This is a genomic window from Pseudomonas sp. DVZ6 (assembly GCF_024259445.1).
GTDB lineage: Bacteria > Pseudomonadota > Gammaproteobacteria > Pseudomonadales > Pseudomonadaceae > Aquipseudomonas > Aquipseudomonas peradeniyensis.
Genome location: NZ_JANCLM010000051.1, coordinates 23,866 through 37,506, shown reverse-complemented (window position 1 = coordinate 37,506; position 13,641 = coordinate 23,866). Strand labels below are relative to the sequence as shown.

General features: G+C 64.9%; 7 protein-coding genes. 1 reads left to right on the top strand and 6 read right to left on the bottom strand.

The annotated features are described in order from the left end of the window. Positions 1-44 precede the first annotated feature (44 nt). From selO to betI, 6 genes are all read right to left on the bottom strand, one after another. A complete protein-coding gene (selO, locus tag NMG10_RS23480) occupies positions 45-1,505 on the bottom strand; it encodes a protein adenylyltransferase SelO (RefSeq protein WP_254465216.1) in 1,461 nt (486 codons plus the stop codon). Positions 1,506-1,667: 162 nt separating this feature from the next. Continuing rightward, a complete protein-coding gene (mscK, locus tag NMG10_RS23475) occupies positions 1,668-4,973 on the bottom strand; it encodes a mechanosensitive channel MscK (RefSeq protein WP_203648424.1) in 3,306 nt (1,101 codons plus the stop codon). Between the two features lie 35 nt (positions 4,974-5,008). Next, positions 5,009-6,751, bottom strand: coding sequence for a potassium/proton antiporter (locus tag NMG10_RS23470; RefSeq protein WP_254465215.1), 1,743 nt, complete (start codon positions 6,749-6,751; stop codon positions 5,009-5,011). A 256-nt stretch (positions 6,752-7,007) separates the two neighbouring features. Then, positions 7,008-8,705 (bottom strand): choline dehydrogenase, encoded by a 1,698-nt coding sequence (gene betA / locus NMG10_RS23465; RefSeq protein ID WP_203648422.1) that lies wholly within the window; start codon positions 8,703-8,705, stop codon positions 7,008-7,010. A 76-nt stretch (positions 8,706-8,781) separates the two neighbouring features. Beyond that, positions 8,782-10,254, bottom strand: a complete 1,473-nt coding sequence (gene betB, locus NMG10_RS23460; protein ID WP_046853877.1) for a betaine-aldehyde dehydrogenase — start codon at positions 10,252-10,254, stop codon at positions 8,782-8,784. Positions 10,255-10,292: 38 nt separating this feature from the next. Then, the gene (betI, locus tag NMG10_RS23455) at positions 10,293-10,949 is read right to left on the bottom strand and encodes a transcriptional regulator BetI (RefSeq protein ID WP_110735256.1); all 657 of its coding nucleotides are present in this window, start codon (positions 10,947-10,949) and stop codon (positions 10,293-10,295) included. A 535-nt stretch (positions 10,950-11,484) separates the two neighbouring features. Here betI and NMG10_RS23450 point away from each other — a divergent pair. Next, on the top strand, positions 11,485-13,431 hold the full coding sequence (locus NMG10_RS23450; protein ID WP_254465218.1) for a BCCT family transporter: 1,947 nt from the start codon (positions 11,485-11,487) through the stop codon (positions 13,429-13,431). The last annotated feature ends 210 nt before the right edge of the window (positions 13,432-13,641 follow it).

The following is a 13,641-nucleotide window of genomic DNA, read 5'->3' as shown; positions in this document are numbered from 1 at the left end:
GAGCGGCCTTGTGCCGCGAAAGGGCCGCGCAGCGGCCCCGGGGTTCATGACGAGCAACTGATCTCCAGGTGCTTGCCCCACTCCGGCGGACGCTCGGCATAGGCCTGCATCCCGGGTTGCTCCTCAAACGGCTTGCCCAGTACCTGGTGCAGCCGCCGCACTTTACTGTAGTCGCCCGCCTCGGCGGCTTCGATGGCCTTCTGCGCCAGGTAGTTGCGCAGCACGTACAGCGGGTTGACCGCATGCATGCGCTCACACCGCCCTTCAGCGTTGCCCGGCTCGCGTTCGCAGCGCGCCTGGTACTCGATGCCCCAGGCGTCGAAGCCGGCCAGGTCGATGAAGTCATCCCGCAGCACCTGCAGGGCCTCGGCCACGGGCTGCTCGCCCAGACGGCGGAAGAACAGGGTGTAATCCACGCCACCCCGCTGCATGCACTGCAGCAGTCGTTCGACCAGTGCCATGTCGTCGTCCTCGGCGGTGGTCAGGCCCAGGCGGCGGCGCATCAGGTCCAGGTAGTGCGCCTGGTACAGCGGCAGGAACAGTCCCAGCGCCTCCTTCAGCGGCTCGACCTCGATCACCGTGGTCAGGGCCTGGGCCAGGGCGCTGAGGTTCCAGTGGGCGATCGGCACCTGGTTGGCGTAGCTGTAGCGGCCGCGATCGTCGGAATGGTTGCAGATGAAGTTGGCGTCGAAGTCGTCGAGGAAGGCGTAGGGGCCGAAGTCGAAGGTGATGCCCAGGATCGACATGTTGTCGGTGTTCATCACCCCGTGGCAGAAGCCATAGGCCTGCCAGCGGGCGATCAGTTCGGCGTTGCGCTCGACGATTGTGCGGAACATGGCCAGGTAGGGCTGCTCGGCGTCGCGGCACTCGGGGTAGTGCTGCTCCAGCACATGGTCGATCAGCACCCGCTGTTGTTCCGGTTGCTTGGTGTAGTAGAAGTATTCGAAGTGGCCGAAGCGCACGTGGCTCTGGGCCAGGCGCAGAAGCATGGCGGCGCTCTCGCGGGCTTCGCGCCATACCGGGGTGCTCGAGCCGATCACGCACAATGCGCGGCTGCTGGGAATGCCCAGGGCGTGCAGGGCCTCGGAGGCGAGAAATTCGCGGATCGACGAGCGCAGCACGGCGCGGCCGTCGCCCATGCGCGAATAAGGCGTCTGGCCGGCGCCCTTGAGGTGCAGGTCCCAGTGCTCGCCGGCCTCGTTGAGGACTTCGCCCAGCAGCAGGCCGCGGCCGTCACCCAGGCGCGGGTTGTAGGAGCCGAACTGGTGGCCGGAATACACCATCGCCCGAGGGTCGGCCTCTTCCCAGAGCTTGTGGCCGCTGAACAGCTCGGCGAACACCGGCAGTTTGGCCTGGGCCGGGTCGAGGTCGAGCAGGGCCATGGCCGATTCGCTGGCGACGACCAGGCGTGGATCGGCGATCGGGTCGGGCAGGACCTGGGTGGAAAACGCGTCGCCGAGTTGGGCGAAGCGGTTGTCGAAGGTGAGTTGGTCGAGGGACTTCACGGGGCCTGCTCCTGGATTCGATGCCATTGGGGCCGCTGTGCGGCCCTTCGCGGGTAAACCCGCTCCCACAGGGGGCGCGCTTGCTCCGTGGGAGCGGGTTTACCCGCGAACGAGGGCGAAGCCCTCGCCGGCATTCTGGGCGGTTACCCCTTTGACGTCCACTCAGACGGGAGGCGTGCTGTCCGGCTTGCGCTCCATCGGGATCAACTGCTGCTTGCCACCTTTGGTATCCATCAGGAACACCTCCACCTGGCGCACCGAAATCTTGATGTTGTGCGCCTTGAACTCGCGGTTGATATAGCGGTTCAGTTCGTCCAGCGTCGGGTTGCGGTCACCCAGGTCGCGCACGTGCATGCGCAGTTCGTGGTCCAGCGAGCTTTCGCCGAAGTTGAGGAAGTACACCAGCGGCTCCGGATCCTTGAGCACCCGTGGGTTTTCGTGGGCGCCCTTGAGCAGCAGGTCGCGCACCAGGTCCAGATCCGAGCCGTAGTCGATGCCCAGCTTCAGCGTCACCCGGGTGACCGTGTCGGTCAGCGACCAGTTGATCAACTGGCCGGTGATGAAGGTCTTGTTGGGAACGATGATGTCCTTGCGGTCAAAGTCGGTGATGGTGGTGGCGCGGATGCGGATCTTGCTCACCGTGCCGGACAGGTTGCCGATGGTGATGGTGTCGCCGATGCGCACCGGGCGCTCGAACAGGATCATGATGCCGGAGATGAAGTTGGCGAAGATCTCCTGCATGCCGAAGCCCAGGCCCAGCGACAGTGCCGCCACCAGCCATTGCAGCTTGTCCCAGCTGACCCCGAGGGTGGCCAGGGTGCTGACGATGCCGACGCCGGCAATCACATAGGACAGCAACGTAGTTATCGCGTAGGCGCTGCCCTGGGCCAGGTTCAGGCGCGACAGCACCAGCACTTCGAGCAGGCCCGGCAGGTTGCTGGCCAGGGCCACGGCGATACCGGCGATGACCATGGCGCCGAGCAGGTCGCCGAGGCTGATCGGCACCATGCTGGCCGCCGCGCCGGTGCCGCTGCTGTACTCGTAGAGGGTGATGTTGTTGAGGTAGGCGAACACCGTGATCAGGTCCGCCCATACCCAGTACAGCCCGCCGATGAAGCCGCCGAGCAGGGCCAGGCGGATCAGGCGCAGGGACTGCTGGTTGACCTGCTCGATGTCCAGGGTCGGCTCCTCGACCACCACTTCGCCGTCCAGCCCTTCCTTGGCCGCCTGGCGTTTGCTCAGGGCGCGCTGGTAGGCCAGGCGCCGTGCCGCCACCGACAGGCCGCGCACGAACGCGGCCTCGATCACCAGCCAGAACAGCAGCAGGTAGAGGGTGTAGATCAGCCGGTCGGTGAGCTTGAGGGCGGTGTAGTAGTAGCCGAAGCACACCGCCACGAACAGCGCGATGGGCAGAGCGGTGAAGGCCACCCCGACGGCCTTGCGGAACAGCGAGGTGTTCTGGTGCGCCGGGCTGCTCAGCAGCAGGCGGCTGAGCAGCCAGGCCATCAGGGCGTAGCAGGTCAGCACCACGCCGATGCCCAGCACGTCCTCGGCCAGTGCCGACGGCTGGTGTTCAGCCACCGCCACCACGCCGACCAGGGCCAGCACCACGGTGCCGAGTCGGCGCACCCAGCCGCGCAGGAACTCGACCTGCGGCTTGTGCCAGCGGAAGTGGATCTCGGCCACGCCGCCCGGGGCGAGGATGCGGTAGGCGGTATAGAAAACCAGCCAGGCCTGGGCGATCTGCCACAGGGCGGCGCCGAGGTTGGCGTTCTGCCCGCGGGCGTCGAGCTGCAGGGCGTAGCTGCCCAGGGTCAGGGCCAGGGCCACCGGCAGGGCGAGCAGGATGTTGATCAGGATCGCCTGGGGCGTATGCCACTGGCTGTCGCGCTTGAAGTGGCCGATGTCCTGGTGGACCTTGCCCAGGCGCCGGTACAGCGCCTTGCGCCGCCACAGCAGGGCGCCGATCACCAGGATCAGCGGCAGGAACAGCAGCGGCTGTTGCACCAGGCCGTCAGCCAGTTCCTTGATGCCCGCGCCCCAGGGCAGGCTGGCCACCTGAGTGGTCAGGCGCTCGGGTACTTCACGCAGCCATTGCCAGTCCAGCGGCTTGTTGCTGGGGATCCAGAACATCTGCTCTTCCAGGGTGGTGCGCAGGTTCTGGGCGGTGCTCAACAGTTGCTTCTGGTTCAGTTGCAGGGTGATGCATTCGTTGAGCAGCGCCGACAGCTCGCGGTTCAACCGCTCGAGCAGGTCGCTGCGGGTGATCGCCACTTCCAGCAGGGCCTTGCGCAGTTGCGGGGTGACATCTTCCTCGGGCTGGCTGGCCAGCAGCTTGTCCACATAGGTGGACGGGCTGCTCATCTGTTCGCGTTCCTGGTTGATCTCGAACTGGTAGAGGCGGATATCGGCGATCTGGTCGGCCAGGTTGCGGTCAAGCTTCAGGTGCGGCAGGGCCTGCTTCTGCTTGTAGAGGATCTTCGACAGCAGCAGGCTGCCCTTGAGCACGTTGATCTGTTCGTCCAGGGCCTGGTCGGCCTGGGTGAGGCTGTCGAGCTGCTGCTTGGTACGCAGGTTCTGCTGGGTCACCTCGTTGAGGCGGTCGGTGCTGCGCAGCAGGTAGTCGGACAGCTGCAGGTTGGCGGTGCTCTCGGTGGCCAGCAGGTTGCTGCCGCCGGCCTTCTGCGCCTCGATCGACTGGCGGGTGACGGCCTGTTGCGACTGGGCCAGGCGCTTTTCGTTGATCAGCGTCTGCAGGTCCTGGATTTCCTGCTCCAGGCGGGTGGCGCGCTCGATCAGCAGGTCGTGGCGGGCGTTGCCCAGGTCCTGCAGCACGCTGTTGCCGGCCAGTTCCTGGCGGCGCAGCAGGGTCAGGGCGTTGAGCGAGGCCAGTTCGGCGTTGAGCTGGTTGCGCTGGTCGGCGTTGATCGACTTGCCGTTGTCCTTGCCGCTCTTGAGGCTGTTGTTGATCTGCTGCACGCGCATCTGGTTGCTGCTGATCTCGGCCTGGGCGCGTTCAGGGCGGGTCTGCGAGTTGATGATCAGGCTGTTGGCTTCGGACAGCGCCTTCTGCAGGTCGCCCTGCTGGGTGCTGCGTTCGCTGAGCATCTGTTCGAGCTGCGGCACCGTCAGGCTGGCGTAGCGCTGCGCCACTGGCACGGCGTTGCTGGCCTTGAGCTTGATCAGCTCGCGCTGGCTGTCACGGATCTCCTGGGGAGCATTGGCCAACTGCTGCTTGAGGGCTTCGAGCTTCCTCTCGCTGTCGTCGCGGGCGTTGAGCAGCGCCAGGGTCTGTTCCAGCACCTGTTGCACGGCTTTCTGCTCGGTTTCCGGCAGCTTGCGCTCGGCGATCTTGCTCAGGCTGCTCTGGATGCCCGGGGTGGTCGGGATTTCCACCGCGCCGGCGGCGAACGAGAGGGTCAGGCACAGCCCCAGCAGGGCTGCGCGGCAATGGTCACGCAGGGACATAGGCAGAGTTCTTGTGTTACGCGGCAAATCGGAGTTTAGAGGAACAGCCCGGGGCCGGGGCGGGTACCTTCGGGGAATCTGACGCCCACTTTCTGGATCTTGTTCCCGTCCATGACCGCGACGGTCCAGATCGTGCCGTGCCATTCGATCTGGTCGCCTACTACTGGCGCGCCTCCGACCTTCTGTCGGATGAACTGCGCCAGCGGCATATTCGCGTCCAGACCGTCGAGTTTCAGGCCATAAAGTGCGGCCACCGCACCCAGCTCGGCATCGCCTTCGAGGACGAAGTCGCCGAAGAAACGCAGGTCCAGGCCACGTTGCGGCGCCTGGCTGAACAGCTTGCCCAGCGCCGGCAGGTTATGTTCGTGGCCGATCACGCAGAGCATGTCGCCGACTTCCAGCACGGTACTGCCCGACGGGTGCAGCAGTTGCTCGCCGCGGAACAACGCGGCGATGCGCGTGCCCTCGGGCATCTTCAGCTCGCGCAGGGCGGCGCCGATGCACCATTTCTCGGCACCCAGGCGGTAGACGAACAGCTCCCACTCGCTGGTGACGTGCACCTCGAGCGCGGAGCGGGAAATCGGCGCCGGGTCCGGCGGTACCGTGACCTTCAGCAGCTTGGCCATCCACGGCAGGCTGGTGCCCTGCACCAGCAGCGACACCAGCACGATGAAGAAGGCCAGGTTGAAGAACAGCTGGGCCTGGGGCAGGCCCGCCATCAGCGGGAACACCGCGAGGATGATCGGTACCGCGCCACGCAGGCCGACCCAACTGATGAAGCCCTTCTCGCGGCCATGGAAGGCCTTGAACGGCAGCAGGGCAGCCACCACCGACAGCGGGCGGGCCACCATGATCATCCACAGCGCCAGGCCCAGGGCGGGCAGGGCGATGGGCAGCAGGTCGTGGGGGGTGACCAGCAGGCCCAGCACCAGGAACATGCCGATCTGCGCCAGCCAGGCCATGCCGTCGAGCATGTGCAGGATGCCGTGGCGGCTGCGGATCGGCCGGTTGCCCAGCACCAGGCCGCACAGGTACACGGCGAGGAAGCCGCTGCCGTGCAGGGCGTTGGTCAGGGAGAACACCACCAGGCCGCCGGCCACCACCAGGATCGGGTACAAGCCGCCGGCCAGGTTGATGCGGTTGACCAGTTGCAGCATCAGCCAGCCGCCACCCAGGCCCATCAGCCCGCCGATGCCGAACTCGCGCAGCAGGTGGGTCAGCAGGCTCCAGTGCAGGCCGGTCTGGCCGCTGGCGATCATGTCGATCAGGGTGACGGTGAGGAACACCGCCATCGGGTCGTTGCTGCCCGACTCGATCTCCAGGGTGGCGGTGACCCGCTCGTTCAGGCCCTTGCCGCCGAGCAGCGAGAACACTGCCGCGGCATCGGTGGAGCCGACGATGGCGCCGATCAGCAGGCCCTGGATCAGGCTCAGGTCGAACAGCCAGGCGGCGACCATGCCGGTCAGGCCGGTGGTGATCAGCACGCCGACCGTGGCCAGCGACAGGGCCGGCCACAGCGCCACGCGGAAGCTCGCCACCCGGGTGCGCAGGCCGCCGTCGAGCAGGATCACGGCGAGCGCCAGGTTGCCCACCAGGTAGGCGGTCGGGTAGTTGTTGAAGATGATGCCGCCACCATCGACCCCGGCGATCATGCCGACCGCGAGGATGATGACGAGAATGGGGATGCCCAGGCGCGAAGACAGCGAGCTGACCAGGATACTGGCCCCGACCAGCAGGGCGCCGATCAGGAACAGGCTGTTGATGGTGCTCGCATCCAAAGGCGGTACTCCGGGACATCGCGGGGAAAGGGACCTGGAAGCATGAACTAGCAGGTCGCGTGCCAATCGATTCTAACCTGATGAATTGGCAGGCTGTAAAGCGTTTCTGCAGATGTAGAAAAGGCACCTCGAGAGGTGCCTTTTTGGATCAGGGTGGGAGCGTGGGAGCGGGCTTGCCCCGCGATGGTGTCCGTCAGAACAGCGATGTCAGCAGATCTCTCGCTATCGCGGGGCAAGCCCGCTCCCACGGGCCTGATCAGGCCTGCTTCACTTCACGCATCGGCTTGCCCTTCACCGGTGCATCGCCCGCCACGTAGTACTTGGCGGTGCTGCGCGGCAGCGGCTTGCGGCCACGGATCTTGTCCGAGATCTTCTCGGCGATCATGATCGTGGTGGCGTTCAGGTTGCCGGTGATGATCAGCGGCATGATCGATGCGTCGACCACGCGCAGGCCCTGCATGCCATGCACGCGACCTTCGCCGTCGACCACTGCCATGTCGTCGGTGCCCATCTTGCACGAGCAGGACGGGTGGAAGGCGGTTTCGGCGTGCTCGCGGATGAACTTGTCCAGCTCTTCATCCGTTTGCACGTGGGCGCCCGGGCTGATCTCGCGACCACGGAACGCGTCCAGCGCCGGCTGGGCCATGATTTCGCGGGTCAGGCGGATGCCGTCGCGGAATTCCTGCCAGTCTTGGTCGGTGGACATGTAGTTGAACAGGATGCTCGGGTGCTGGCGCGGGTTCTTCGACTTGGCCTGGATGCGACCACGGGCCGGCGAGCGCATGGAGCCCATGTGCGCCTGGAAGCCGTGCTCTTTCACGCCGTTGGAGCCGTTGTAGTTAATCGCGACCGGCAGGAAGTGGTACTGGATGTTCGGCCACTTGAACTCAGGACGGGTGCGGATGAAACCGCCGGCCTCGAACTGGTTGCTGGCGCCGATGCCAGTGCCGTTGAACAGCCACTCGGCACCGATTTTCGGCTGGTTCCACCACAGCAGCGACGGGTACAGCGACACCGGTTGGGTGCAGGCGTACTGCAGGTACAGTTCCAGGTGGTCCTGCAGGTTCTCGCCGACGCCCGGCAGGTCGTGGACCACCGGAATGTCGAGGCTTTCCAGCAGGGCGCGCGGGCCGACGCCGGAACGCTGCAGCAGCTGCGGCGAGGCGATGGCGCCGGAGGAAACGATCACTTCCTTGCGGGCGCGGGCTTCGACGCGCTCTTCGCTGTCACCCACCAGGTAGGTCACGCCAACGGCGCGCTTGTTGTCGAACAGCACGCGATCGCTCAGGGCGTGGGTGACGATGGTCAGGTTCGGGCGCTTCTTGGCCTGGTCCAGGTAGCCACGGGCAGTGCTGGAGCGACGGCCGTTCTTGGTCACCGAACGGTCCATCGGGCCGAAACCTTCCTGCTGGTAGCCGTTGAGGTCTTCGGTGCGCGGGTAACCGGCCTGCACGCCGGCCTCGACCATGGCGTGGAACAGCGGGTTGTTGCCGGCTTTCGGCGTGGCCACGCTGACCGGGCCTTCGCCGCCGTGGTAGTCGTTCGGGCCGATGTCGCGGGTTTCGGCTTTACGGAAGTACGGCAGGCAGTCCAGGTAGGTCCAGTCTTCCAGGCCCGGCAGTTCAGCCCAGCCGTCGAAGTCCATGGCGTTACCACGGATGTAGCACATGCCGTTGATCAGCGACGAGCCGCCCAGGCCCTTGCCGCGACCGCATTCCATGCGGCGGCCGTCCATGTGCGGCTCCGGATCGGTCTCGTAGGCCCAGTTGTAGCGGCGACCCTGCAGCGGGAAGGCCAGGGCGGCCGGCATCTGGGTGCGGAAGTCGAAGCGGTAGTCGGGGCCGCCGGCTTCCAGCAGCAGCACGGTGACGCTGGCGTCTTCGGTCAGGCGGGTGGCCAGGGTGTTACCGGCGGAGCCGGCACCGACGATGATGTAATCGAATTCTTGGGACATGAAAAGTACCCTCGTTGGCGGTGGTCAGGGAGCGGAAACGCCCGTGCGCGAAGGCACGGGCGTGGCTAAACGGGGTTTAGAAAACCGAGTTGTAGCCGCCCAGCTCGACCTGGACCGACTTGATGCGAGTGTATTGAGCCAGCGAGCTGACACCGTTCTCACGGCCGACGCCCGACTGCTTGTAACCGCCAACCGGCATTTCCGCCGGCGACTCGCCCCAGGCGTTGATCCAGCAGATGCCGGCCTCGAGCTTGTGGATGATGCGGTGGGCGCGGCTGATGTCGTTGGTGCAGACGCCGGCGGCCAGGCCGTATTCGGTGTCGTTGGCGCGACGGATGACTTCTTCCTCGGTCTCGTAGCTGAGGATGCTCATTACCGGGCCGAAGATCTCTTCCTTGACGATGGTCATGTCGTCGGTGCAGTCGGTGAACACGGTCGGGGCCACGAATGCGCCCTTGGCGAAGTCGCCGTCCAGCAGACGCTCACCGCCGCACAGCACGCGGGCGCCTTCTTCTTTACCCTTGGCGATGTACGACAGCACGCTTTCCATGTGCTGGAAGCTGACCAGCGGGCCGAAGTTGGTGTTCTCGTCTTCCGGGTTGCCGGCACGGATGCGGGCGACGCGCTCGGCGATCTTGGCTTCGAAGGCGGCTTTCATCGCGGCTGGGATGAACACGCGGGTGCCGTTGGTGCAGACCTGACCCGAGCTGTAGAAGTTGGCCATCATGGCGATGTCGGCGGCCTTGTCCAGGTCGGCGTCGTCGCAGATGATCAGTGGCGACTTGCCGCCCAGTTCCATGGTCACTTCCTTCAGCGAGGAGCTGGAGGCGCTGGCCATGACTTTCTTGCCGGTGGTGGTGCCGCCGGTGAAGGAGACTTTTTCGATGCGCGGGTGCTCGGTCAGCCAGGTGCCGACTTCGCGGCCGCTGCCGGTCAGGACGTTGAACACGCCGTTCGGCAGGCCGGCCTCGGTGAAGATCTCGGCCAGTTTCAGGGTGGTCAGCGAGGTGACTTCCGACGGCTTGAAGATCATCGCGTTGCCGGCGGCCAGGGCCGGGGCGGATTTCCACAGGGCGATCTGGATCGGGTAGTTCCAGGCGCCGATACCGACGGTCACGCCCAGCGGCTCGCGGCGGGTGTAGACGAAGGACGATTCGCGCAGCGGGATCTGCTCGCCTTCGATGGCCGGTACCAGGCCTGCGTAGTACTCCAGCACGTCGGCGCCGGTGACGATGTCGACGTAGCGGGTCTCGGAGTACGACTTGCCGGTGTCCAGGGTTTCCAGCATGGCCAGTTCGTCGTTGCGCTCGCGCAGGATGTCGACGGCGCGGCGCAGGATGCGCGAACGCTGCATGGCGGTCATCGCGGCCCAGACTTTCTGGCCGCGCTCGGCGCTTTCGACGGCCTTCTCGACGTCGGCTTGGGTCGCGCGCTGCACGTGAGCGAGGACTTCGCCGGTGGCCGGGTTGATGGCTTCGAAGGTGGCGTCGCTGCCAGCGTCGACGTAAGCGCCATCAATGTAGAGTTTTTGCGTTCCGAAACGGGCCATAGTGTCCTCGCAAGTGCAGTGTGTGGTTGGCTGCCGCGTCACGCTCCTGCCGGTTGGCTGGTCGCTGCGCGCGGCTGTTCAGAGGCCTGGTCGGTTGTGCCCAGGGACTGCTGTTTAGCCAGTTGTAGATCCATGTATTCGTAAGCAATTCGTATTGCCTGGTCGGTGTCGAATGCATCTCCCGACAGGGCGCCACGCAGCCACAGGCCGTCGATCAGGGCTGCCAGCCCGCGGGCAGCCTTGCGCGCATGGTAGAGCGGCAGGACGCGGCGGAACTGGCAGCACAGGTTGGAATACAGGCGGTGATCGTTGATCCGCTGCAACCTGTGCAAAGACGGCTGGTGCATGCTGGAGGCCCAGAAGGCCAGCCAGGTTTTCATTGCCGGGCCATTCACCTGGCTCGCATCGAAGTTGCCTTCGATGATCACCTTCAGGTGGGCACGCGGGCTGTCGTCCGTGAGTGCCTGACGACGCGCGATCACACCCTCGTTGAGCATGTTCATGATGTAGCGCATCGTCGCTGCGATCAGGCCGTTCTTGTCCTGAAAGTAGTGACTGATGATGCCGTTCGACACACCGGCCAAACGGGCAATCAGCGCAATGCTGGCATCGCCCAGTCCGACCTGATCGACTGCCTGCAATGTGGCTTCGATCAACTGCTGGCGGCGGATGGGTTGCATACCGACCTTGGGCATCTTGCTATCTCCTCAGGCCTGCGGGCAGACGACAAGCGGCTACCTCGGCGAGGCCAGTCTATTTTGTTTTGATTGAACGTTCAATCAATAAAGAATAAGCTCTGCGACAATTTGTGCCATTGACAGTTTTCAGGACGGTCAAGAGGACACGAATCGACACCCCAGGAAATCGTGTAACCCCCGGAATACAAGGCGTTGACGGGCATGAGCGATGCAAAGGACAGATTCTGCCGAGCGGTCATGGACTGCGCGGTCGGCCCTTGGAGCGGGCCAGGTGGTCTGTGGCGAATGCGCGCACCTTCTGCTGAGTGCGTGGCAAGGCGACAGGCGGCCGGTCTGTTTTTTTTGCAGCGTTTCGATTCGGGATCACGGTTTCCAGGTGCCTTTTATAACACCTTGCGCAGTAGGGCTATTGCACCAATTGCGCGGGAAATAACTGTATAGCCTCCACTGCCGCACTGCCCGGAGCATTCGTGCAATGAGTTCTGCCTCCCTGACAACCCCCCCCGCCGAGCGGGTACGGGTCAACCGCGTGGTGTTCTACACCTCGGCGCTGATGATCCTTGTTCTGACTGCCCTGCTGATCGCTGTCCCCGAAGCCGCCGGCCAGGCGCTGGGCGTCGCCCAGAAATGGCTGACCCGTACCTTCGGCTGGTACTACATGCTGGTGATCTGCGGTTACCTGCTGTTCGTCGTCTACCTGGCCTTCTCCGACTACGGCAAGCTCAAGCTTGGCGGCAAGGACGACACCCCCGACTTCAGCTACGGCGCCTGGGCCGGCATGCTGTTTTCCTCGGGCATCGGTATCTCGCTGCTGTACTTCGGCGCCTCCGAGCCGCTGGACCATTACTTCAACCCACCAGAAGGCACTCCTGCCAGCCTCGAGGCCGCACGCCAGGGCCTGCAGCTGACCTTCCTGCACTGGGGCCTGCACGGCTGGGCGATCTACGCCCTGGTCGGTCTTGCCGTGGGTTACTTCGCCTACCGTCACAACCAGCCGCTGGCACTGCGTTCGGCGTTGTACCCGCTGGTCGGTGAGCGTTGGGTCAAGGGCGGCGCGGGCCATGCCGTGGACATCTTCGGCATGTTCGTTACCCTGCTGGGCCTGGTGACCAACCTCGGCATCGGTTCGATGCAGGTGGCCTCGGGCCTGGAATACCTGTTCGGCATGGACCACAGCAAGACCAACCTGCTGGTGGTGATCCTGGTCATGGCGGGCGTTGCCACCGTGGCCGCGGTGTCGGGCGTGGAGAACGGCATCCGCCGCCTGTCCAACCTGAACATCCTGCTGTTCAGCGGCCTGCTGATCTTCGTGCTGCTGGCCGGCAACACCCTGCACCTGCTCAACGGTTTCGTGCAGAACGTCGGTGACTACCTCAACGGTGTCGTGCTGAAGACCTTCGATCTGTATGTCTATGAAGGCGACAACGACAAGTCCGAGCGCTGGCTGGGCCTGTGGACCGTGTTCTACTGGGCCTGGTGGATCTCCTGGGGCCCGTTCGTCGGCATGTTCATTGCCCGTATCTCCAAGGGCCGTACCGTGCGTCAGCTGGTCAGCGGCGTGCTGCTGATCCCGCTGGGCTTCACCCTGGCCTGGCTGTCGATCTTCGGTAACACCGCGCTGGACCTGGTGATCAACCAGGGCGCCGTCGAGCTGGGCAAGACCGCGCTCGAACAGCCGTCGATGTCGATCTACCAGCTGCTGGAATTCTTCCCGGCCGCCAAGATCGTCATCGGTGTGGCGGTGTTCGTCGGCTTCGTGCTGTTCCTGACCCCGGCCGACTCCGGCGCGGTGATGATGGCCAACCTGTCGTGCAAAGGCGGCAAGGTCGACGAAGACGCCCCGCACTGGATGGTGGTGTTCTGGTCGGTGGTCATCACCCTGGTCACCATCGGCCTGCTGTTCGCCGGTAACTTCGAAGCCATGCAGACCATGGTGGTACTGGCCGGCCTGCCGTTCTCGGTGGTCCTGGTGCTGTTCATGTTCGGCCTGATGAAAGCCATGAAGCAGGACGTCGCGGTCGAGAGCGAGCGCGCCGAACTGGCCGCCCGTGGCCGTCGCGGCTTCAGCGAGCGCCTCAGCCAGCTGGAGCTGCAGCCGACCCAGGCCGTGGTCCAGCGCTTCATGGACAAGCAGGTCAGCCCGGCGCTGAAAGAAGCCGCCGAGCAGCTGCGCACCCTGGGCTTCGAAGTCGAGACCCGTGTTGGCCAGTCGCGCAACATGATGGGCCTGCGGGTGATGATGGAAGAGGGCAACCCGTTCGTCTACGAAGCCAGCCTGGACGGTTACATGGCCGCGCCGAGCGAGGCGCCGGTCGAAGGCGAGCCGGAAGTGCGCCAGCGCTTCTACCGTGCCGAGGTGTACCTGCACGATGGCAGCCAGGAATACGACCTGATGGGCTTCACCCGCGAGCAGATCGTGCGTGACGTGCTCGATCAGTTCGAAAGCCACCGCCAGCTGCTGGGGCGTGTGTACAGCTGATCACGGCTGATGTGAACAAGGGGCCCGGCGCGCAAGTGTCGGGCCCCTTGTCGTATCCGGGGGGCAATATGTAGTGCCAGTGGTGTGCGGGTGCGGGGGCATGGTGGTGGCTCATCAATGAACGGGGCCTTTTCCATGACCAATACCTCAACACCGATCTTCGACTTCAAGAACGCCGTCGCCCGGCAATTCGCCAGTCGGCCGACCTTG

Coding starts and splice junctions, on each gene's coding strand:
- mscK (WP_203648424.1), bottom strand. CDS start 4,973: ATGTCCCTGCGTGACCATTGCCGCGCAGCCCTGCTGGGGCTGTGCCTG.
- betA (WP_203648422.1), bottom strand. CDS start 8,705: ATGTCCCAAGAATTCGATTACATCATCGTCGGTGCCGGCTCCGCCGGT.
- betB (WP_046853877.1), bottom strand. CDS start 10,254: ATGGCCCGTTTCGGAACGCAAAAACTCTACATTGATGGCGCTTACGTC.
- betI (WP_110735256.1), bottom strand. CDS start 10,949: ATGCCCAAGGTCGGTATGCAACCCATCCGCCGCCAGCAGTTGATCGAA.